The organism is Atribacter laminatus, assembly GCF_015775515.1.
GTDB lineage: Bacteria > Atribacterota > Atribacteria > Atribacterales > Atribacteraceae > Atribacter > Atribacter laminatus.
The window spans coordinates 378,067-399,295 of sequence record NZ_CP065383.1 but is presented as its reverse complement, the minus strand read 5'-3'; the positions used below and the strand labels follow the sequence as shown (position 1 = coordinate 399,295).

At 37.6% G+C, this 21,229-nt stretch carries 20 protein-coding genes; 14 read left to right on the top strand and 6 right to left on the bottom strand.

Translation table 11 applies throughout. From position 1 onward, the window contains the following. Positions 1-8 precede the first annotated feature (8 nt). Complete coding sequence (locus RT761_RS01925) at positions 9-1,142, top strand: DUF3084 domain-containing protein (RefSeq protein ID WP_218112414.1); 1,134 nt, start codon at positions 9-11, stop codon at positions 1,140-1,142. On the opposite strand, the gene RT761_RS01920 is transcribed toward RT761_RS01925, so the two are convergent. The 3 genes from RT761_RS01920 to RT761_RS01910 are packed head-to-tail and all read right to left on the bottom strand — an operon-like array spanning position 1,113 to position 3,904. Continuing rightward, positions 1,113-2,018, bottom strand: coding sequence for an AEC family transporter (locus RT761_RS01920; protein ID WP_218112413.1), 906 nt, complete (start codon positions 2,016-2,018; stop codon positions 1,113-1,115). The genes RT761_RS01925 and RT761_RS01920 overlap by 30 nt on opposite strands. A 3-nt stretch (positions 2,019-2,021) precedes the next feature. Continuing rightward, the gene (locus RT761_RS01915; protein ID WP_218112412.1) at positions 2,022-2,789 is read right to left on the bottom strand and encodes a fumarylacetoacetate hydrolase family protein; all 768 of its coding nucleotides are present in this window, start codon (positions 2,787-2,789) and stop codon (positions 2,022-2,024) included. Between the two features lie 32 nt (positions 2,790-2,821). Further along, a complete protein-coding gene (locus RT761_RS01910) occupies positions 2,822-3,904 on the bottom strand; it encodes an isocitrate/isopropylmalate dehydrogenase family protein (protein ID WP_218112411.1) in 1,083 nt (360 codons plus the stop codon). Between the two features lie 325 nt (positions 3,905-4,229). On the opposite strand from RT761_RS01910, the gene RT761_RS01905 reads away from it, so the two are divergent. The 5 genes from RT761_RS01905 (at position 4,230) to RT761_RS01885 (ending at position 10,314) form a co-directional block, all read left to right on the top strand. Continuing rightward, positions 4,230-5,759 carry an ABC transporter ATP-binding protein gene (locus tag RT761_RS01905; protein WP_218112410.1) on the top strand — a complete coding sequence of 510 codons (1,530 nt, stop codon included), beginning with the start codon at positions 4,230-4,232 and terminating at the stop codon, positions 5,757-5,759. Further along, positions 5,756-6,829, top strand: coding sequence for an ABC transporter permease (locus tag RT761_RS01900; protein ID WP_218112409.1), 1,074 nt, complete (start codon positions 5,756-5,758; stop codon positions 6,827-6,829). Before RT761_RS01905 ends, RT761_RS01900 begins: the two co-directional genes overlap by 4 nt. After that, the gene (locus RT761_RS01895; protein ID WP_218112408.1) at positions 6,830-7,759 is read left to right on the top strand and encodes an ABC transporter permease; all 930 of its coding nucleotides are present in this window, start codon (positions 6,830-6,832) and stop codon (positions 7,757-7,759) included. 71 nt (positions 7,760-7,830) lie between these two features. Beyond that, positions 7,831-8,919, top strand: coding sequence for a BMP family ABC transporter substrate-binding protein (locus RT761_RS01890; protein WP_218112407.1), 1,089 nt, complete (start codon positions 7,831-7,833; stop codon positions 8,917-8,919). 246 nt (positions 8,920-9,165) lie between these two features. Next, positions 9,166-10,314, top strand: a complete 1,149-nt coding sequence (locus RT761_RS01885) for a type III PLP-dependent enzyme (protein ID WP_218112406.1) — start codon at positions 9,166-9,168, stop codon at positions 10,312-10,314. A 61-nt stretch (positions 10,315-10,375) separates the two neighbouring features. Here the strand turns inward: RT761_RS01885 and RT761_RS01880 are convergent, their stop codons facing one another. Continuing rightward, positions 10,376-11,326 (bottom strand): aldo/keto reductase, encoded by a 951-nt coding sequence (locus RT761_RS01880; protein WP_218112405.1) that lies wholly within the window; start codon positions 11,324-11,326, stop codon positions 10,376-10,378. Positions 11,327-11,665: 339 nt separating this feature from the next. On the opposite strand from RT761_RS01880, the gene RT761_RS01875 reads away from it, so the two are divergent. From RT761_RS01875 to RT761_RS01840, 8 genes are all read left to right on the top strand, one after another. Beyond that, the gene (locus RT761_RS01875) at positions 11,666-11,896 is read left to right on the top strand and encodes an Lrp/AsnC ligand binding domain-containing protein (RefSeq protein ID WP_218112404.1); all 231 of its coding nucleotides are present in this window, start codon (positions 11,666-11,668) and stop codon (positions 11,894-11,896) included. Between the two features lie 703 nt (positions 11,897-12,599). Next, positions 12,600-13,748: an iron-containing alcohol dehydrogenase family protein gene (locus RT761_RS01870; RefSeq protein WP_218112403.1), complete on the top strand. Its 1,149-nt coding sequence runs from the start codon at positions 12,600-12,602 to the stop codon at positions 13,746-13,748. A 99-nt stretch (positions 13,749-13,847) separates the two neighbouring features. After that, complete coding sequence (locus tag RT761_RS01865; RefSeq protein ID WP_218112402.1) at positions 13,848-14,369, top strand: ferredoxin domain-containing protein; 522 nt, start codon at positions 13,848-13,850, stop codon at positions 14,367-14,369. Positions 14,370-14,388: 19 nt separating this feature from the next. Further along, a complete protein-coding gene (locus RT761_RS01860) occupies positions 14,389-15,330 on the top strand; it encodes a hypothetical protein (RefSeq protein ID WP_218112401.1) in 942 nt (313 codons plus the stop codon). A gap of 31 nt (positions 15,331-15,361) precedes the next feature. Beyond that, positions 15,362-15,568, top strand: a complete 207-nt coding sequence (locus RT761_RS01855; RefSeq protein WP_218112400.1) for a hypothetical protein — start codon at positions 15,362-15,364, stop codon at positions 15,566-15,568. 59 nt (positions 15,569-15,627) lie between these two features. After that, the gene (locus tag RT761_RS01850; RefSeq protein ID WP_218112399.1) at positions 15,628-18,564 is read left to right on the top strand and encodes a LysM peptidoglycan-binding domain-containing protein; all 2,937 of its coding nucleotides are present in this window, start codon (positions 15,628-15,630) and stop codon (positions 18,562-18,564) included. Positions 18,565-18,603: 39 nt separating this feature from the next. After that, a complete protein-coding gene (locus RT761_RS01845; protein WP_218112398.1) occupies positions 18,604-19,119 on the top strand; it encodes a nitroreductase family protein in 516 nt (171 codons plus the stop codon). A gap of 18 nt (positions 19,120-19,137) precedes the next feature. Then, positions 19,138-19,368, top strand: coding sequence for a DUF951 domain-containing protein (locus tag RT761_RS01840; RefSeq protein WP_246465178.1), 231 nt, complete (start codon positions 19,138-19,140; stop codon positions 19,366-19,368). A 55-nt stretch (positions 19,369-19,423) separates the two neighbouring features. Here RT761_RS01840 and RT761_RS01835 read toward each other — a convergent pair whose 3' ends face one another. Continuing rightward, on the bottom strand, positions 19,424-20,542 hold the full coding sequence (locus RT761_RS01835) for a TIGR04013 family B12-binding domain/radical SAM domain-containing protein (protein WP_218112397.1): 1,119 nt from the start codon (positions 20,540-20,542) through the stop codon (positions 19,424-19,426). Between the two features lie 100 nt (positions 20,543-20,642). Further along, positions 20,643-21,080: a C-GCAxxG-C-C family protein gene (locus tag RT761_RS01830; RefSeq protein WP_218112396.1), complete on the bottom strand. Its 438-nt coding sequence runs from the start codon at positions 21,078-21,080 to the stop codon at positions 20,643-20,645. Between the last annotated feature and the right edge of the window lie 149 nt (positions 21,081-21,229).

Genomic DNA, 21,229 nt, shown 5'->3' with positions numbered 1-21,229 from the left:
AACCACATTTGGACTTTTCCGGTTTCCTGCTCATAATTTCAATTATTATTATCAGTGGAGTTGTTGCTTATTTAGGAGATGTTTTAGGGAGACGCATAGGTAAACAACGCTTATCAGTATTAAAACTGCGCCCTCGCTATACGGCTATTTTAATGAGTATTATCACTGGAGTTATGATTGCAACTATAACCCTGGCGATATTGACTGTTGCATCAGAGGATGTAAGAACTGCCTTGTTTGGCATGAGAGAATTGAGAGAAAAGCTTGACTCTTTAAATTATGAGGTGAAACAAAGAAACACGGAATTAGATGTTATGAGAAAGGAAGCAGAAAATTTTCAAAAGAGGATTGCTGAGTTAGAACAAAAGGAAAAAGATTTAATTTTGTCTCGATCTCAATTAGAAAGTCAGGTTGAAATTTTAAATGGAAATATCCATGACCTGGTTGAACAGAGAAATAGTCTCAATGAAGAAATTCAATCTCTTCAATTAGAATTGAGACGGACTCAAGAAACCATTGTTGCTATTCGCCAGGGTGAGATTGTATTCCAGGAAGATGAAGAGATGCTAAGGGGTCTTGCACCGGCCGGGTTGGCAAGAGAAGAAGCTGAAAACTACTTACTTACCTTGTTGCAAAGGGCTGACGAATTAGCATTAAGAAGGGGAGCTGGGCAAGATAGTTCTAGCCAGAGGGCAGTTTTTGTGATGGGTGATAATTTTGATCAAGCTTTAGAAAAATTAATATTATCACAAAACCAGACGGTAATTCGGCTCGTTTCAGCACTGAATACTCTAAAGGGAGAGCCAGTTATTACCCGTTTTTTATTAGATGATAATAAAAAAATCTTTGCTGCTGGTCAATTGGTTTATCAAAAGGAAGTTAGTGTGGATTCTGACCAGAGCAATGTTGAGCAAATACTCACCGAAATCTTAAGTGAATTAAATACCCTTGGCGTAAAACAGGGGATTATACCGCAGCGAGGAAGAATCGGTTTGGTTTCCGCTCTGAACCTGACCGATGTAAGCCGTCAGCTCTCTCAATTGAGTGATCAAGTTTTAATTAATGCTATAGCAGAAAACGATATTTATACCATCGGACCATTACGAGTTCGCTTAGAAATAGTGAAGGATAAAGTTCCATAACGGTAAAGTTGCAAAGGATATGATCGTTGTAGTAAAAATAATACTGGAACATAATTCTGTATCAAGTGAATAAAGCGAAGCTAAAGCAAAAGAACTCATGAGAGTGGGAGTCGCGGATTGAATAACCATGACTTGTCGGGTTACCGGTTCAAAAAGAATGAATCGAGTCAAAATTAAAAATAATATTGGCAGAAGGACTAACTTAATACCGGTGGCATAAAGTATTGGAACCAAACGGCGTGATAGATGCTTTATTGAAAGCGATAAACCAATGGCAATCATAATAACTGGGACAGTGGTATCGGCTAATCGTTTTATGGAATCCATAAAGACTGCAGGTATCGAAACCCCATTGAGGAGCAAAGCGACAATAAAAGCTAAAAAGGGTGGTAATTTTAAAATTTCTTTGAAACTAGTAAAAGAAAATTTCTGGTCCTTACTATACGCGCAGATGGCTACCCCTACAGTATAGACTACTAAAAAGTTACCCATCTGATCAAAAAAAATTGCCGGAGGGAGCGCATTTTCACCCAGCAAAGCCATAACAAAGGGATAGCCAAGGAAAGCTGTGTTGCCAAAAGCAGCCCCCATAGCAAAGCTTGCACTACTTGCCGGGGAGAATTTTAATCGGTATTTTCCCCAACCATAAGAAAGCAGAAAAATGATGGTTATGATGGAAAGAGCTAACGGTGGGATTTTCCAGTAAGCGGCTTCAATAGTTGCTGGTTGTAAAGACCGAAAAACCAAGCAGGGGAAAGAAATATACAGTACAAATTTATTTAGTAGAGAAGCAGTGCCCGGCGGGAATATTTTAAAAATCTGCAAAACGATTCCCAAACCCATCAGGATTAGCATTATCAATAGAACATGGTACATAATCTATATTTTCCTGACGAGATTGGTTAAAATTCCAATTCCCTCAATTTCAACATCTACACGATCTCCTGGTTTTAAAGGACCAACGCCTGATGGAGTACCGGTTGCAATAACATCCCCGGGAAGTAGAGTCATAATTTGAGATATATAGGCAACTAATTCGTTTATTGGGAAAACCAGATGTTTAGTATTTGATTGTTGTCGAATTGTCCCGTTTACCCGGGTGAGGATTTGGAGGCGGTTGGGGTTTAACTTGGAAACTATCCACGGACCGATTGGGGCAAAAGTATCAAAAGATTTGGCTCGGGTCCATTGTCCATCAATGCTCTGCAAATCACGAGCGGTGACATCATTAAAACAAGTATAACCGAGAATATAATTTGGAGCATCTTGGGCGGTTATCTGATAGGCAGTTTGTTTTATTACCACTGCAAGCTCGCCTTCAAAATCTACTTGGTTTGATTGTTGGGGAAGGAGTATAGTTCCTCCTGGTTCAAGAACCGCTGTTGATGGTTTGATAAACAGGATAGGATGATCGGGAACTTGGTGGCCGAATTCTTGGATGTGGTCGCGGTAGTTTAAGCCTACAGCAACAACTTTTGATGGGAGAGTGGGTGATCCTAGTTTTACCTGAGACAGATTAAGCGAAAATCCATTTTTTTCTGATGAATTAAAATAAGAATCGGAAAATTCTTCTATGATTGAATCTTTTTCAATAATGCCCCAACTCCACTGATTGGTATCAGGTTTTAGAAACCGTAAATATTTCATGGAAGGACACCCCTTTTAATCAATTTTTAGAATTATTTGGTAAGAATTCGGCTAATAGCTTCTCCAACTTCATGGGTTTTGGCTGCTTGGTGTTGATCGGAAATAGGCTTCATATCATAGGTTACAAAACGATTTTCTTGAATAACCTTGGCAACAGCTTTTTCCAACTTCTGGGCTTTTTCTTTTTCACCGATATACTGAAGCATCATCATTCCCGAAAGAATCATAGCAATAGGATTTACTTTGTTTTGGTTTTTGTATTTGGGAGCACTTCCATGAGTTGGTTCAAATACAGCATAGTCATTGCCGATATTTGCTCCAGGTGCAACACCTAGACCTCCAACCAGACCAGCTCCTAAATCAGAAAGAATATCACCATAGAGGTTGGGGAGAACTAATACGTCATAAAGTTCTGGTTTTTGCACTAATTGCATACACATATTGTCAACAATGCGATCTTCAAATTCTATATCCGGATAACTTGTTGCCACTTGACGAGCAACCTGAAGGAAAAGACCATCAGAATATTTCATGATATTCGCTTTGTGAACAGCAGTGACCTTGTGCCGTTTATTCTGACGGGCATATTCAAATGCGAAAGTAATAATTCGCTTTGAACCAAAAACCGATATTGGTTTAATACTTAAACCGGCATCACTGCGTATTGAGTGACCACTTAATTCTTTTATGTTTTGGATTAAATGAGTCGTGGTTTCTTTATTTACTTCAAACTCGATACCGGCATAAAGGTCTTCGGTATTTTCCCGAATGATAACCAGATCAATATTTTCATATCGCGACCGAACCCCTGGATAGGTTTTGCAAGGTCGTACACAAGCAAAGAGATCCAGTTCCTTCCGAAGAGCGACATTTACACTCCGGAAACCAGTTCCAACCGGAGTCGTAATCGGACCCTTGAGTGCGACTTTATTCTTTTTTATTGATTCAAGAACATGATTTGGTAACGGGGTTCCATATTTTTCAAGAACATCAGACCCAGCTTCCTGAACATCCCATTCAACTTCGAGACCAGTTGCTTCCAGAACACTGACTACCGTATTGGTGATCTCTGGACCGGTGCCATCTCCCGGTATGAGGGTTATGGTGTGTTTCATGGTATATCGCTCTCCTTCTAAAGGATTATTCCGAGAATAAAATATTTCAAATTGGAGAAGTATTTCGAAAGATAAAACATAAATAGTAACACTTGTGCAATATTAATAAATATAATGCTTTTTTTCAACCAGTAATATTTGATATAATTTGCAACGAGTACTTTTTATGCCCTCAACAGGGTAAGTTTTAACCTACTCTGTATAAAAAAACCAGTTTTTTTCTTGGTATTCTGTTCAGCGATACTTTTATTTTGCCCATATTTAATTCGTAGAGTAAAATTGTTCTTTCTAAGGTGGAAGGTATTCATTTTTGGAGGTTAAGTTGATGAGTGGCGTTGAAATGAAAGGAATCACCAAGACTTTTGGGAGCGTTATAGCCAATCAAAAGGTTGACTTTGATTTAAAATATGGAGAAATTCATGCTTTATTAGGAGAAAATGGCGCCGGTAAATCAACATTAATGAATATTTTATATGGTCTTTACCTTCCCGACTCGGGAAACATTTTTATTAATGGTCAAAAATGTGATTTTCGTTCACCTTTTGATGCAATTCGGGCTGGAATAGGGATGGTTCATCAGCATTTTATGCTGATTCCTGGTCAAACCGTCTGGGAAAATATGATTTTGGGTTTAAATAATCTTCCTCAAATTCTTCCCAAACAAGAAATAAAAAGGCAGATAATGGAATTATCGGAAAAATATTGTCTTCAGATAGATCCGATGTCATTTGTTTGGCAATTGTCGATCGGGGAACAACAAAGGGTAGCTATTTTACAGATGCTCTATCGGAAGGCAAAACTGCTCATTCTCGATGAACCAACGGCAGTATTAACTCCTCAAGAAAGCCAGAATTTATTTAAAATGCTTGCTTTTATGGCATCGGAAGGGTATGGAATAATTTTTATCTCACACAAATTGGATGAAGTTATGAGGTTATCCCATCGGGTAACCATTCTTCGCAAAGGTGAAAAAGTTGGGTCGGTTCTTACCTGTGAAACCACCAAGGAAAAATTAGCGGAAATGATGATGGGGCAGAAATTTGTTTTTTCGATTCAAAAGCAACCAAAATTATCCGGTCCTTTAGTTTTCGATGTTGAAAATATTCAAGTTCGTGGTGATCGTGGATTTCAGGTTATTCGAGATCTTTCGTTACAAATACATCAAGGAGAAGTACTTGGAATGGCTGGTGTGGCAGGGAATGGTCAACAGGAATTATGCGAAGCGCTATCAGGCTTACGAAGGATCGAGTCAGGAAAAATAAAAATAAATCAACATGAACTTACCAACCGACCGCCCCGACATTTTATAAATAAAGGTCTTCGATATATTCCGGCTGACCGACGTGGAGTTGGTTTAATTCCGAATATGATGGTCGATGAAAATGCAATTTTGAAAAAGTATTGGAAAAACCCCATTTCAAAGGGATCATTAATTAATTGGTATGAAGTGGATCAATATGCCCGCTATTTAATTCGAAAATTTTATATTGCCGTTCCTCATAGTCGCTATCCGGTAAAGAATCTTTCCGGGGGCAATCTTCAAAAACTAATGTTAGGGCGAGAACTCAGCGATTCACCTCAAGTTATTATTGCTATGCATCCAACATGGGGTTTAGACGTTGCGGCTACCAAATTTGTTCGGGAACAAATTCTAAAAGAAAGAGACCGAGGGGCTTCGGTTCTTTTAATTTCTGAAGACATAGAAGAACTAGTTGCTTTGAGTGACCGACTGGCCGTCATATGTAAAGGAGAAATCATGGGAATTGTTGACCAACCACAGGAGATCACACCTGAAGTTTTAGGCTTGATGATGGCAGGAACTCCATTAAAAAATATTCAAAAGGTTTCTGCATGAGTATTTCTGTTCGAGTTGATAAACGAACTTATTCCTCCTGGTTTTTAAGTGTTTTTCTTCCTATCATATCGGTATTGTTAGCCTTGATCGGTGGATCAATTTTCTTAGCATTTCTCAAGGTATCCCCACTTCAAGCTTATCGTGGAATGTTTCAAACCGCATTCGGTGATTGGTATGGAATTAGTGAAACCATTGTAAAAGCCATTCCCTTAACTCTATCAGGCATAGCGGTTACTTTGGCTTTTAAAGCCACCGTTTGGAATATTGGTGCTGCCGGCCAAATCTTTTTGGGAGCTTTGGCAACGACTGCTGCAGTTCGGTATTTTTATGTAGATAACCACTGGATGATGTTTTTTATCATGTTTTTATTAGCTGGTATTGCTGGTGGAAGTTGGGCCGCTATAGCAGGATATTTAAAAGCTCGTTGGAATGTAAACGAAACTATTACTACATTAATGCTTAACTATGTCGCTATACACCTGGTTGATTATTTTATCTATGGGCCGTGGAAAGACCCAGATAGCTTGGGATTTCCCATGACTGCTCCTTTTCCTGAGGCGGCACGGATTCCTCTTCTCGTTGGGACGAGAATCCATTACGGGCTCTTTATTGCAATCTTTTTTGCAATTTTTTTCTGGTTTATCTTTCGTTATACCCGTTGGGGGTATGAAATACAAGTTATTGGCGAAAGCCCAAAAGCAGCTCAATATGCTGGTATTTATTATTTAAGATATATTGTCCTAATTATGTTTATATCTGGGGCAATAGCAGGGATTGCCGGAATGTGTGAGGTTTCAGGCTTACAGGGACGCCTACAGCATGGTTTTACTGCAGAATTCGGATTTACTGCGATTATTGTTGCTTGGTTGGCTCGTTTGAATCCTATTTCGGTTATGCTGGTTTCCTTTCTTATTGGTGCCCTTCAGGTAGGAGGCGAAAGCCTGCAGATTGTAATGCGATTACCCATCGCTAGCACCTTGGTTTTGCAAGGATTAATACTGTTTTTTGTTTTAGGGGGAGAATTTTTTAGGAATTACCGAATACGGTTTATTAGAGGAGATGAGCGCTAAGTGGAAATGGTTGTTTCCATTCTGGCTGCAGCAGTTCGAAGTGGTACTCCCATTTTATTTGCAACTTTAGGGGAAATTATCATCGAAAAATCGGGAATTTTAAACTTGGGTTTAGAAGGAATAATGCTTATAGGAGCTCTCACGGGTTTTTCTGTAAGTTTAGTGAGCGGTAATCCTTGGTTGGGAATAATGGCAGCCTTTATTTTAGGAGCTCTTATAACTCTTATCCATGGTTTTATTTCTATCACATTAAGAGGCAATCAAGTGGTAAGTGGCTTGGCAATGACAATATTTGGAACCGGGGTCAGCTCCCTTATGGGAAAAGCATTCATCGGTAAGACCATTCCAGGTTTATTAAAAACTCCTTTTCCAGTTTTAAACCGCATTCCTTTTGTTGGTCCGATTTTTTTTAATCATGACCTGCTGGTTTATTTTTCCTTTTTCCTGGTTATTTTCCTTTCATGGTTTTTAATCTCGACTCGGATAGGCTTAAACTTACGAGCAGTAGGTGACAGTCCCAGGGCTGCTGATGCGATGGGATTAAACATTAATCGGATTCGTTATTTAGCAGTGGCAATTGGTGGTGGCATCGTTGCCATAGGCGGAGCTTATCTCTCAGTAGCTTATAATAAAATGTGGACTGAATCAATGACTGCAGGAAGAGGTTGGATTGCAGTGGCTCTGGTTATATTTGCAATATGGAATCCAACCCGGGCTGCTTTAGGGGCTTATCTTTTTGGAGGCGTAGAAGCTTTTCAATTAAGACTTCAAGCAACTGGAACGAGCATCCCAACGCCTTTACTTCTAATGCTTCCCTATCTTCTTACGGTTTGTGTCCTCATTTTTATTTCAATTGGAAAAGGCAAGGGTATCCTGTTTGGAGCCCCAGCTTCTTTGGGTCAACCTTATTTTCGCGAAGAAAGTGAATAAGTGAACCAAAATCAAGTATAATTTTTTTGACATTAATTTTACTAAATAAGGAAAGGGAGTGTCATAAGAAAATGAACAAATGGGTATGGTTATTAATTCTGGTGGTTTTTTTTGCCATGGGATCGGTTGCTCTAGCTTTTGATCCGATTCCAGCGGAAGATCTCAAGATTGGCTTTGTTTTTGTAGGTCCAGTTGGTGACGGGGGATGGAGTTATATGCACGACCAAGGACGCCAAGCAATAGAAAAAGCGTTTCCCGGGGTAACGACCATGTATGCTGAATCGGTCCCAGAAGGGCCAGATTGTGCACGAGTTATGGAACAATTTGTTCGAAACGGAGCGCAGCTGGTTTTTGCCACATCGTTTGGATATATGGACCAGGTTATTGAAGTTGCTAAGAAATACCCAGACGTAATTTTCATGCATTGTTCGGGGTATAAAATGGCTGACAATGTTGGTCTCTATTTTGGTAGGATGTACCAAGCTCGATATCTATCGGGGTTAGTGGCGGGAAGCATGACAAAAAGTAATATCATTGGTTTTCCGGCAGCCCATCCAATCCCTGAAGTAATCCGTATGATTAATGCTTTTACCTTAGGAGCCCGTAAGGCGAATCCCGACGCAAGAGTGAAGGTTGTTTGGCTTTATTCTTGGTTTGATCCTGGAAAAGAAAAAGAAGCTACTAAAGCACTTATTGATGCAGGAGCCGACATGATTGGTATGCATGCCGATTCTGGGTCAACTCCACAAACTGCTGAAGAGTCAGGGGTATATGTTATTGGTTATAACAATGATATGTCCAGCTATGCTCCGACGAAATGCCTGACTTCCTCGGTTTGGGATTGGTCAACAATTTATGTCGATATAATAAAAAAGGTTATTGAAGGAAACTGGAAACCAATTGACGATTGGTGGGGTATGGATACGGGAATTGTAAAACTTACCTCCTTTAGCCAAGATGTGCCGGAAGAAGTAAAAACCTTGGTTCAAGAAGAGCAGGAAAAAATAATTAATGGAACCTGGGATGTATTCTGGGGTCCGATAAAAGACCAAAATGGAAATGAGAAAATTGCTGAAGGGCAAAAAATGTCTGATCAAGATATCTTGTCTTTCTCGTGGTTTGTCGAAGGAGTAGAAGGAGAAATTCCGGTAAGCCAGTAAATAGCGCTGGACATTAAAGAACACTTGAAGTAACCATCGAGCCAGCAGCGGTCGTCTAAAAATTTTGTTGACTCGATGGTTCTAAACTCTTGAAAATCCGGTGATGAAAGTTTATACTTCACAGTTGTCAGAGCAAGTACTTCTTGAGTATTGATTCAAATTTTTCCTCCTAAGGATGATCGTTCTTTTTGCTCCAATTTTGGTATTTAATAATTTCCATATTATAAAAGCGGGAGTTGATTATTTTTGGAGAAAAGTAACCTTTCAGCCGGTGTGTTTGGTTTAAGCTATGATAAAATTGACAAGTTAATTGAACAGCATGACACTCCACTTTTTATTATAATTCGAGAGAGGTTAATAGATAACTATCAGGCTTTTCGATCTTTCTTCCCAGGGGTTGAAGTTTATTATGCTTTGAAAGCAAATCCACATCCCTATATTATCCAGGTTTTAGGGGAAATTGGATCTTCATTTGACGTGGCATCCCTTCAAGAAATTCAATTGGTTTTAAGCCACGGTATTTCTCCACAACGCATGATATTTGCTAATACGATTAAAAGAAAAAAAGGTATTCGTTTTGCCAAGGATAGTGGCGTTAGCCGTTTGACTTACGACAATTTTGATGAAATAGGGAAAATGGCTCGGGTTTTTCAAGGGGCGTCGGTTATCTTAAGGATTAAGACACCTTCGGTAGGTAGTCGGATTAATCTATCCTATAAGTTTGGTGCCGAACCCAATGAAGCTTTGGATTTGTTACTCAAGGCACAAGATGCTGGTTTGAATCCAATTGGTATCAGTTTTCATGTCGGTTCACCTTGCACGAATGTAGAAAATTATATTGCTTCTCTCAAATTAGTGGTAGAAATTTTCGAACAGGCAGCATCCAAAGGGATTCACCTTCATACCATTGATATCGGAGGCGGTTTTCCTCTTCAGGTTTACCAGACTAAAAATATCAAAGTGAGTGTTGAATCGATGGGTAAAATACTCACTCCCCTCTTATTGGAATATTTTGGCAGAGATTGTACTTTTGTTGCCGAACCGGGAAGAAGTCTGGTGGGAAGTGCTGGATTGTTGATTTCAAAAGTAATAGGACGAGCGAAACGCTCGGGTAAAAACTGGTATTATTTAGACGATGGATATTATGGGACATTTACAGCTATTCCTTTTGATAAATCAGTTTTTGAATTTTATACTTTTAAAGATGAAAGTGAAAAATATCCTTGCATATTGGCAGGACCAACTTGCGACTCAGTCGATATTATTGCTGATGGAGTTTTGATGCCCGAGATGCAATTGGATGACTTGGTGTTCGTTCCCAATATTGGTGCCTATTCATGGGCTTCGGCGACAACCTTTAATGGTTTTGAAAAACCAAAAGTCATTCTGGCTTAGATTTTTTTGCTAATTATATAAAATGAAAAAAATACACTGAAAATAAGCAATCGAGAAATGGTTAGACAAAGCGGATATTAAATTCAGGACAAACAGGTAAACAATATCCACAAGTTAGACATTTTTCCAGGTTTATTAAAGGTCGATCAGATCCCATGGTAATCGCTCCAGAGGGGCAGGTTTCCACACATAATCGGCATTTTCGGCAATTATTTAGCATAACCGGTTTTTTCTGTTTCCGATCTAGACACTGATTCATGAGTTCTTTAGAAATTGGTTGTTGATTGAAGTGAAGGAGATGAAAATCTAATTCGACTTCCCTGACCACACCTATTGCTATTGAGCTAATTTCTCGGATATTGCGTACAAATTCGATAGCATCAAATATTCGATCAATACAGTGACCACCAGCGAGGACTTTCATTGCATAAATTCCTTTTCCCCTTATGGAAGCTTTTTGAATTGCTTTAATCATTGTTGTAGTATTTCCCCGGATGATACCCATTCCATCAATATTAATGATAGGAAAAATAACATCAATATCCGGTTCTTCAGCTGCTTTTTCAACAACGTCAACGGCGTGGGTTGATATTCCAACTGCTTGAATAATTCCTTTCTTTTTATAATCTTTTAGACACTCAAATGCACCTTTTCTTTCTTCGAAAACTGCTGCTGTAGACCGGGCTGCATGTAAATGAAAAATGTTGATCATAGATCGGTCTAGTTCCTGTTGAGCTCTATTGATGCTTTTTTCCATTTCTTCATAGGTCGATGCAGTAGATTTCGTAGCTATGATAGCTTCTGGAAAATCAACCAGAGCTTCTCGAAGGTAAGTGGAGGTTTGATAAATTTCGGCAGTATCAAAAAAGTTTACTCCATTATCCCAGGCTTTACGAATCAAGTGAACTCCGTAATCTATTGGAATATTTGCTTGGAGAGGTCCCATGGGAAGAGCACCAAAACAAAATTCAGTAACCTGTAGGTCAAGCTTTCCCATCCTATTCTTTTTCATGTTTTCATCATCCTTTCCCGGGTATTCAGCTTTTTTCTGGCGAGTGAATCTAAAACCAGAGTTATTGTAGCACTTTTAATTAGTGAATTTAATCTTCTTTAACCATCTCATTTTCTTTAACATAAATACCTCAAAAAATGAGTTACATGTTATAATAAAAAAATTCAAAAGTTGATATCTTCATTGGATAGAATAGGAGAAATTGGTTATTAAAGATCAATGATGAAAATTCTCTTTTTTGGTGTGAGCTGGGTTGTTTTATAGAAAAATTTCTATTTAGAATTCTATTAATTTAATAAATATTAATTCAAATAGATTGTCAGGTGTCAAGGAGAAACTATGGCTGTTCAGGCATATATTCTTCTCCAAATTCAGGTTGGGAAAGCACAGAATGTTAAAAAAGAGTTAGCTTTGTATTCATGGGTTATTCGAATAGATCGAGTGATGGGTCCTTTTGACCTTATTCTTTTGGTTGAAGCCGAGGATAACCAAGAAATTGGGGAAAGACTGCTTAAAGAAATTCAAAAAATTCATGAAGTAAAATCTACTTTAACCTGTCCAATTATTTAATATTTAAAAATCTTCATAATGTTGAAGCCTAGTGATAAGATTATTGAGACTCCGTAGAATAGGGTATTTAGGGATATTATCATATTTAGAGGTTTCCATATTTAGCCTACCAAAGGAGAAAGAGGAGAATTTAAGAGAGAAAAAAATCGAGATGAAAGTTGCATTGTCAGCTTGATAGGATAGGTATTTATGTTGCTTGTTTGCGCTAGATGATGACGAAAACAAGGATTCGACATGCCATGGCATGCCGCTACATTATTAAAGAATGGGCACAATATATTGTGCTCCTACAATTTTAATTCTTTGGTAGGGGGCTTGATTTATCATGCCCTTAGATTTTCAGGATAGACCCTCATACTGATTAGCAGCACCAGATGAGGATGAAAATTACTCATTCAGAAATGAATCTCCCCCTTTAGAAAAGGGGGTAAGGGGGATTTGATTTTCTACTGTTCCGTCATTGCGAGGAACGAAGTGACGTGGCAATCTCATTTAGTATTTTTTTAAAATAATTAAAAAATGAGATCCTCACGCGGAAAAGCACTGCTCAGGATGACGGATTTTTTAAACATTATTATATTTTTAGGATTGAAATAAGAGGAATTCGGTTTTTTTGTTGATAGAATAAGCATGGATAAGAATAAAATAAAACTTAATACTGGTTTTAGCGTTCGAAAAAAAAAGAAAGGAAAAGGAAGTAATAATGGGAGATTCATTTGTTTTTCGTTTGCCCAGGGAAATATTTTTTGGAACCAACCAAGGGAACGATATTGGTAAAATTTTGGTAAATATTGGGAAAAGAGCGATCATTATAACCGGCCGAAAGTCGGTTAAGGAAAGTGGTATTCTCGATAAAATTACCCAGTCTCTTGATCGAAATGGGCTCATATATTCTATATTTGACCAGGTTGAACCCGAACCTTCTTTGGATACTGTAAACAGAGGATTAAAACTATCAATTGATTTTAATTGTGAAATGGTTATTTCACTGGGTGGAGGAAGTGTTCTTGATTGTGGGAAAGTTATTGCCGGATTGATTGGGAATGGAAAAACCATACAGCCTTTTTTTGAAGGAGTACCAATAGTTAAGGCCGGTGTTCCTTGGATCGCACTTCCAACGACGGCAGGAACCGGTTCGGAAATGACCAGTAATTCGGTTTTAACCGATGTTGATACTGGAATTAAAAGAAGCGTTCGCAGTCCTTTTTTAATTTCACGGTTAGTTATCATTGATCCTAATTTTACTTTATCAATGAGTCCTTATCTCACAGCTGTTTCTGGAATAGATGCTTTAATACAGGCAATCGAAGCTTATACGAGCCCTCGTTCTAACCCGATTAGTAATGCACTGGTGTTAGAAGCCATTGAACTCCTTTGGAAATATCTTCCTAAGGTGGTTCAAGACGGAGCGAACCTCTTAAACCGTGAATATGTAGCCAAAGGAAGCATGTTGAGTGCTATGGGATTTGCAAATTCATCATCTGGACCTGCTCATGGGTTTTCTCATCTTATTGGGCCAAAGTTTTCTATTTCCCACGGAGAAACCTGTGCGGTTCTGATGCCCCAGGTTATTCGTTTTAATCGAGAAGTGTTTTCTAAAAAATACTTACATATTGTTAACAAAATCGGTATTAAAGAAACTGGAAAGAAGGACCCAGCAGAGGAATTTGCTCTGGCTTTTGAAGATTTTCTTGACCAAATCCATTTACGGAAAAGATTTAAAGAATTTAATGTTCCTCTTGACAAATTAATATCGGTTTTAAATATTAATAATATCGGTAAAAATATTACTGAAAATCCACGACCTTTCCAGTCATCAGAAATGGCCGAATTACTCAAATCATCATGGTAATTGCTTTAAAAAAGGATCATTGATAAGAAGGTGGACCTAAAAAGGTTTTTCAGTTATTATAGAAGCCAGAGAGAGGCGTTTCTACCGAGAGGTGATAGAATGAGAGAAGTGTTAGAGCAAGTTGGAGAATTGATGGCAATTGCAGCCCGAACGGCTCCTAAATCAGGTGGAACTGATTTTGTTCATGTTCACGTGGTAAAAGGGGATGATGTCCAAAAAATTGGAGAAGGGATGATTCGGTACGGCGAGGAAAAAAACATTCCAGGTTTTATTCGTGACGGGAAAAATCTAGTTGCATCGGAAGTTTTAGTATTAATAGGAATTAAGGACGCAGCAGTAATGAATTTAAATTGTGGAGCTTGTGGGTTAGATACCTGTCAAGAGTTGCAGCCGATTGAGAAAAACGAATTTAAAGGGCCTCAATGTATGTTTCGTTTACTTGATTTGGGTATTGCTCTTGGGTCAGCGGTAAAAACTGCCTCACTATTAAATGTTGACAATCGTATTATGTATAGAGTGGGGGCGTTAGCAAGAAAAATGGGTTATACTCAGGATGACGTAGTAATGGGAATTCCTCTTTCTGCCCAAGGGAAAAACATATATTTTGATCGAAAGGGTTAGAGGTGGGCCTATGCAAGGTATGTTAAGAATTCAAGATATAATTGGTTTGATTTTAGCGATATTAATTGTTGCTATATTAATCAGTATTATTCTTATTCTTCGAGAAAGCGCTCGGGAAAGAAAGCTTTGGAAAGAAGAGAATGAGGATTTTGAAGAGGAACCGAAGATTAAAAAGCGTCTTTTTACCGAAAAAAAGATTAATTTTCCAATTAAAGCAAGACCAACTCCTCCGACAATGGAAAATGATTTAAAAGAAATCGAGGAGAAACGTCTATGGCAAAGAATCCCTCGGGAAAAAGAACTACCTCAAGAAGAAGTGAGATTGAAAAAAGATTTTGTTGTTCCTCCTGAGCAAAAAATGAGTTTTGAAAACCAAGAAATGGAACAATTTGAAACTGAAGAACGTTATGTTGAACCGGAAAAGGAAAAAGAAGCTCCAAAAATACCCCTTGTTGACCAGAAAAAAACACAGGAACCCCGACAGGCAATCATTGAACGAGGATTGAAGAAATTACAAGAATTAAGTTTAGACGCCAAAAACATAAAAGTTAATTTAACCGAAGAAACCATTGATTTTTCTCCATTACTGTGGGATGTAAAAGAAAAAGTTCAATCAGGGGAACCACTGGGAGATATTGTTATCCATACAGTTTTTAAGAGTATTCCCGGTTTGTCAGGTGAAGATGTAATTGAAATGTATCGTTCTGGAGATGTGTCGGTTGTTGAAAAATTAGAAGCTCGTCTAAGGTCAAGAGAAGGGCGAGAGTTTTTGGTTGCATCTCTTTATTTATCACATTTTATCATACCTGATCTAGATCGCTTGCTGAGAAATGGTACTCTTTCCGGTGAGGAATATAATTTACTTAAGGCTTTGAAATTTGTTGATCGTTCAACTAAAAAAGATTTTGCCCGGGCAGTATATGCGCAAATAGTTGAAGGTTCAGGCGAAGAAAATGTTTAGCTAAAATACTGTTGTTTTTTTGAGAAAGAGCATGATTAAAAGAAAAAAAGCATTACCGACTTGGATTCAAAATGTTGACCTTGGTCAAAAAAGAGTTTACGACCGGAATTGGGTATTCATTTTAATTCTTTTTTTTCTTTTTTTTGTGGTCATTTTTTTGGATATGTATTCTTATCCTGCTTCGGTAGACGATTATCAGGTTTTCGAGAGAGTGAAAAGTTTATTATTACAAAGTTAAATTATTCTACTTGTGATTTAGCAAGAAGTCACAGATAAGATTGAGTTGGGGGTGATTTTTTGAGAAATTGGCCTTCACTTGTATTGGCTATTATTGCGATTATTCTGTCTTTAGTGATGTTTTCACTTTTATATCCAGTGAAAGGGTTACTTACTGGAACGACAGAGAAAATGAAGGTATTAGAAGAGAGCATAAAAAATCAAGGTACTTCGCTTACAGAAGTCACCGAAAAAATTTCTGCTTTACCGGATTTTTCCTCTTATGAAAAAAGTATTGCGGAAGCTGGTGACAGATTAAATGTATTAAGCGAACAAGGTGATCAATTAGCTCAAAAATTAAAAAATTTCGAGAGTTTCGGTACCCAGATTGATATGCTTGATCAAACCATTAACGATTCTGTTAGTCGAGTCGAGGGGTTAGAAAAGGCGTTCATCGAATTACGACATTTAAGCAAGAATAAAGATACGCAACTCTCTGAACTCAATACAAAATTAAGCCAACTGGAAACCATGAGCACCGAGATTCCAGTCATAAAAGACCAACTTCTCTCTCTAAATGTCGATCAAAGGTTTATTGACACTGCAGAAATAATTGAAACCCAGAAAAACAGCTTATTAAACCAGATAGAATCTTTAAAAATGGAATTTGAAGAAAACTGGACGAAGAATGAATCCGAAAAGCTTTCTTTTATAGAAAAGTTGGATTCTTTCCAAGAAAATGTCGGAAAACAAAAGCAAGAACTGGTATCTTTCCAAAGTAATTGGCAAGAAGAACTGGAAAAATTCAAAAATGAAAACCAGACAGCCTTAACCACCCTTCATGATGAACTGAATACCCAACAGAACATTATTAAAACCCGTATTTCTGAAATAGATCAACTGAAAGAGTCTTTTGCTCAACTTACGCAAAATATTACCTCTCTGGATAATAAGTTCCTTCAAGTTCAGGAATTAGAAACAAAGACAGTTGAATCGGATAAATCAATAAAAGATATTAGAGAAAAAATGAATACCATGAAGACAACGGTAGAAAGCCAAGTACAATCCATTCGCGAACAAATTGATAGCTATTCCAGTTCACTGCAGGGAATGGAAACTTCTCAACAATCTTACGTTGATGAACTGACCAACCTTAAGAATCAATCTGCTCAATTAGCTGAACTTTCTACAATTCTTCCTGAATATGAAACGCTCAATGCGAACTTAGATACCGTTAAAAATACTTTAACTGAGACAACCAGTCAATTTGAAAGTTGGAAACAACAGCTAGAAAAGCAATTGGTCGATTCGATAAAGACCGTTGAGGACCTGCGAAGTGAAATGAATACCATGAAGACAACGGTAGAAAGCCAAGTACAATCCATTCGCGAACAAATTGATAGCTATTCCAGTTCACTGCAGGGAATGGAAACTTCTCAACAATCTTACGTTGATGAACTGACCAACCTCAGTTCGCTCATAAATACTCAGCTAACTAATTTGGATTCCAAAACAAATGTTTTGGAATCCAATATTAACCAACTGGAGGAAACCCAAAAGGCCATCAGGTCTCGTTCAGATCAACTAGAAAGTTTAGTAAATGGTTTTAACCATTCTTTAGAAGCAACTAAAAGCCAAATGGTCAATTTATCAGAAAAAATCAATGAACAATTTGACCAAATAAAAAATGAAATTTCGGTTGGACAGGAAAAAACTTTACTGGAGCTCCAGGATCAACTTGAAGCAATTGGAATCTCTCTGCCGAATATTGAATCATTAGATGAAATGCAATCAAAAATTAGTGAGTTGTTAGCAAATGAAGAATCATTAAAGCAAAAAATTGAATTCATTCAAAATGAAAAAGCGATGCTTCTTGCTGAAATTGAGGGGAATGAAAAAAATATTGCTTTACTGCAGGAAAACTTAGAAAATGTTCGGAGTAAACAAACGTCAGGTGATGAGACTATGGTCATTATTGAGGGGAAGGTCCAATCCCTTCAGAATATAAAAAATGAATTAGAGGATCGACTCGCTAAAACTGACGCACAGATTCAATTATTGGAATCAACCACTCAAGATTGGGGAAATAAATGGGATGAAATGAGTAGTCTATTGGAAAAAAATACTGTTGATGTAAAGCAGTTTGTTGAAGAAGTGAAGGAAGAATATCAGAAAATTCAGACTGACATTTCCAAGAAAATTGATGACGAAAAATTAAAGATGTCTTTAGATACTTTTAATAATTCAATGAATCAAGTTTTAAACCGAGTTGGAACACTTGAACAATTTAACCAAGAATTAAATAAAAAAGAAATATTCAATCGGGTCGATGCAATAGAAGGAAAAATATCAGTAGTTGAAGGGAAAATAAATACTATTGTTCAGGAATATGGAATAAGTATTCCAGAGGTTGAAACTATCAAGGAAGCTATTGATGATTTAAAACAGGAAAAACAAGCAATCGAAGAAAGGGTTGATTTGTTATATGAAGCTCTTGATGGGCAAAAACATATAGAAGAAACCCAACAATCTCTTCAAATTATGAACCAGGAAAAGGATAATTTGCAAGTTGAAATAGAAAGACTGAGTCAGGAAAAATTTGACCTTGAAAAGGGTTTGGGGACAAAACAGGAAGAGTTGAATAGAATAGACAAAGAGTTGGTCATTTTAAAGGAAGAAAAACAGTCAGCAGAAAATATCCAAAAACTGGAGGAAGAAAAAAAACGAGTAGAAAAAGAAGTACAAAATTTAACCAGAGACCTCGAAAACAAGTTGAGTCAAATTGAAATACTCCAGAAAAAAATACAGGAGCTTTCTACACAATTAGATGAGTCAAAAAAATACACTTCCTATGTCATTCTTCCCTGGGATAACCTTTGGAATATTGCTAGAAGATACTATCGTGATGGAACCAAATGGGAGAAAATCCTTGAAGCGAATTCTGAAATAATAGATAGCCCTTATAACTTGCAGCCTTATACTGAAATAAAAATACCTCGTTTAAGTACTTTGAATTAGTCGAAACAAGATTATTAGCAATAAGGGAGGTTTGATTTTATGGACCTTATGGAAATCATAAAGAACCGCAGAAGTATTCGAAAATATCGTTCTGATGAAATATCCCAACAAGATTTAAATGAGATCTTTGAAGCTGTGCAATTGGCACCCTCGGCTAACAATCTCCAACCATGGAAATTCATTTTGATTCGAAATGATAAAAAGAAACGTTTAATTGCTCAAGCATGTGCCGGCCAAGAGTTTATTGGAGAAGCTCCTGTTATTGTTGTTGCCTGTGCAATAGGTAGAGGTGGATATATTGGAAAATATATGGAAAGCTGGCCTGTTGATTTGGCAATTGCTGTGACCCATTTAATATTATCGGCTTGGAACAAAGGACTGGGTACCTGCTGGATAGGAGATTTTGATGAAGATAAGATTCGGGAAATATGTAGCATTCCTCATGTGGTAAGAGTTGTGGCGATTACGCCTCTTGGTTACCCAGTAAAGACTGTTCCGCCGACTTCAAGAAGACCGGTGGAAAGGATTATTTGTCAGGAAAGCTTTTCTGAATAAACAACAACCAGAAGAAGAATGGGAATCATTAAAATTGAAGTTGAGGACATTTTAACTCTTAAAAAGAGCCATCCTTGTGGGAGCCAACAATGGAAGGTGACCAGAATTGGTGCTGATATTGGGATGAAATGTGTTAAATGTGGTCATTTTGTTATGGTTTCCAGGCAGAAACTGGAAAAAGCTATTCGCGAAATAAACCGGAAGGGTCATACTTTAAAACCAATAGATGCTATTGTTGAAATAGAATAGAGTGTTCTCCTCCTGGAAAAAAAGTTCCGCTAATGAGAGGAGAAGGTTTTTCAATTTAATAATCTCTTTTAATAATTTGAGCAAGTTTTTCCTGGGTTTGCCACTGTCCAAAGAGGAAACCATCTCGGGCTATCTTCCCCAAAAAATGCCTCAAAAATGCTGACATGCTTGTAGGTTGAGCATCAGATAAACGAGTTCCAGGAAGAGGAAGGAAAGAATGAGCGTGAATTTTTGCTCCTTGCTTTATAAGCTTCTGGATGGATTTAACGGTTTCTTTTTCATCTTCTTCTTTTTCACCAGGGAGGCCAAAAATAAAATCGACGGCTACCTGGAAACCATTTTGAATGGCCAGATCCACCGCTGAAAAAACCTGTTCTCGAGAATGACCTCGATGAAGGTTTTTTAATAACCGATTACTCCCAGTTTGTCCGCCAAAGACCAGAGTTTTACTATCAGAAAATTTTTTTAAAATTTGTATTGACTCAAGAGTGATAAAATCGGGACGGATTTCGGAGGGGAAGGATCCAAAAAAAATTCGACCGGTCTCACCAATAATTTTTTTAATCCCTTCTAAGAGGGAAAAAAGAGAATTCAGGTTTAAAGATCGTCCATCAATCGAATCATAAGCTAAAGCATTTGGCGTGATGAAACGGATATCAGTCAAATTTTTTTTCTTCATTTCTCGGCAGTACTCAAATATGGCTTCAAGACTGCGATGTCGAACATCGGTTCCAAATAACGAGCTTGTCTGACAGAAATAACATCCATAGGGACATCCGCGAGTAATCTCGATGAAGCCATATTTTCCCAGTTTAATAGGGGAGGGAGGATAGAGATCAAGATGAACCCGCTGATTTGATTTAAGGATTACCGGGTTCATAACGGAAAAATCATTTATAGCACATGAAATTATCTCTTGAATGAGGTTTTCAGCTTCTCCTATAACCATCCAATCAGCAAGACCTTGGAAGAATTCTGGTTCTGCCGAGATGTGAGGACCTCCAAGACAAATTTTAACTTGGGGATTAATGGATTTACACTTTACTAAAAGAGGTTGAACTTGTTCACAATCAGGGGTCATAACTGATATCAATATTAAACCAGATTGGTGATGAGTGAGAGCAGAGAATAGTTCAACCTCTTTTGAACAAAAAAAAACTGAAGCTGGTTCCATGAGGGATGATTTTGTAATGCTCCTATTAGGATGTTCAAACTATTTTTATTTTTGGTCGGATAATAGACAAATACTGGATATTTCTCCATAAATAGTTTGGTTAATGACGATTTTGGTCGAGATATTCTTTAGCTATTTGGGATATGGTTTTAATGAATTCTCGGCATTTTAAGTGCATATTATTTTTTCGATACTCATTTAATCCTTCTTCAGTATTCATGGGAACACCAATTAAATCAATGCAATCTATGGCTCCTAATTCTTTTTTTACATCATTTATGAAATGCTCTACTAATAAATAGAGATCGTCCCGGGTTTTTTTATCATTCCCCTGGTCACGCCCGAATTCTAAACCCAATGCCATAATTGAACCGGTTATAGCCCCACAGACATCACCGGTATGACCTAACCCACCCCCAAAACCGGTTGCCAACCGAGGGAAGAAATGGCAGGTTTTTCCTAAATGATCGCACAATCCCAATAATGTTGACTCACAACAATTAAATCCCTGTTGATGGTATTCAGTTGCTTCTGGCATACTCTATTTCCTCCTATTACTAATTTTTTCAAATTTCTCTCAATACTACCAGATTTAAAAGGAGATGAAAACCTACTTCAATTAATGGTAGACTCATATTAGAATATAACAATTTAAATTGATGATAGAATTTAGCGGTGAAGAACTCT

What these genes read in the sequence shown, in the direction of transcription:
- RT761_RS01920 (WP_218112413.1), bottom strand. Translation starts at nt 2,018, where the DNA reads ATGTACCATGTTCTATTGATAATGCTAATCCTGATGGGTTTGGGAATC.
- RT761_RS01900 (WP_218112409.1), top strand. Translation starts at nt 5,756, where the DNA reads ATGAGTATTTCTGTTCGAGTTGATAAACGAACTTATTCCTCCTGGTTT.
- RT761_RS01910 (WP_218112411.1), bottom strand. Translation starts at nt 3,904, where the DNA reads ATGAAACACACCATAACCCTCATACCGGGAGATGGCACCGGTCCAGAG.
- RT761_RS01855 (WP_218112400.1), top strand. Translation starts at nt 15,362, where the DNA reads ATGATTAAAAGAAAAAAAGCATTACCGACTTGGATTCAAAATGTTGAC.
- RT761_RS01840 (WP_246465178.1), top strand. Translation starts at nt 19,138, where the DNA reads ATGGGAATCATTAAAATTGAAGTTGAGGACATTTTAACTCTTAAAAAG.
- RT761_RS01865 (WP_218112402.1), top strand. Translation starts at nt 13,848, where the DNA reads ATGAGAGAAGTGTTAGAGCAAGTTGGAGAATTGATGGCAATTGCAGCC.
- RT761_RS01830 (WP_218112396.1), bottom strand. Translation starts at nt 21,080, where the DNA reads ATGCCAGAAGCAACTGAATACCATCAACAGGGATTTAATTGTTGTGAG.
- RT761_RS01845 (WP_218112398.1), top strand. Translation starts at nt 18,604, where the DNA reads ATGGACCTTATGGAAATCATAAAGAACCGCAGAAGTATTCGAAAATAT.
- RT761_RS01880 (WP_218112405.1), bottom strand. Translation starts at nt 11,326, where the DNA reads ATGAAAAAGAATAGGATGGGAAAGCTTGACCTACAGGTTACTGAATTT.
- RT761_RS01835 (WP_218112397.1), bottom strand. Translation starts at nt 20,542, where the DNA reads ATGGAACCAGCTTCAGTTTTTTTTTGTTCAAAAGAGGTTGAACTATTC.
- RT761_RS01870 (WP_218112403.1), top strand. Translation starts at nt 12,600, where the DNA reads ATGGGAGATTCATTTGTTTTTCGTTTGCCCAGGGAAATATTTTTTGGA.
- RT761_RS01860 (WP_218112401.1), top strand. Translation starts at nt 14,389, where the DNA reads ATGTTAAGAATTCAAGATATAATTGGTTTGATTTTAGCGATATTAATT.
- RT761_RS01890 (WP_218112407.1), top strand. Translation starts at nt 7,831, where the DNA reads ATGAACAAATGGGTATGGTTATTAATTCTGGTGGTTTTTTTTGCCATG.
- RT761_RS01875 (WP_218112404.1), top strand. Translation starts at nt 11,666, where the DNA reads ATGGCTGTTCAGGCATATATTCTTCTCCAAATTCAGGTTGGGAAAGCA.
- RT761_RS01915 (WP_218112412.1), bottom strand. Translation starts at nt 2,789, where the DNA reads ATGAAATATTTACGGTTTCTAAAACCTGATACCAATCAGTGGAGTTGG.
- RT761_RS01905 (WP_218112410.1), top strand. Translation starts at nt 4,230, where the DNA reads ATGAGTGGCGTTGAAATGAAAGGAATCACCAAGACTTTTGGGAGCGTT.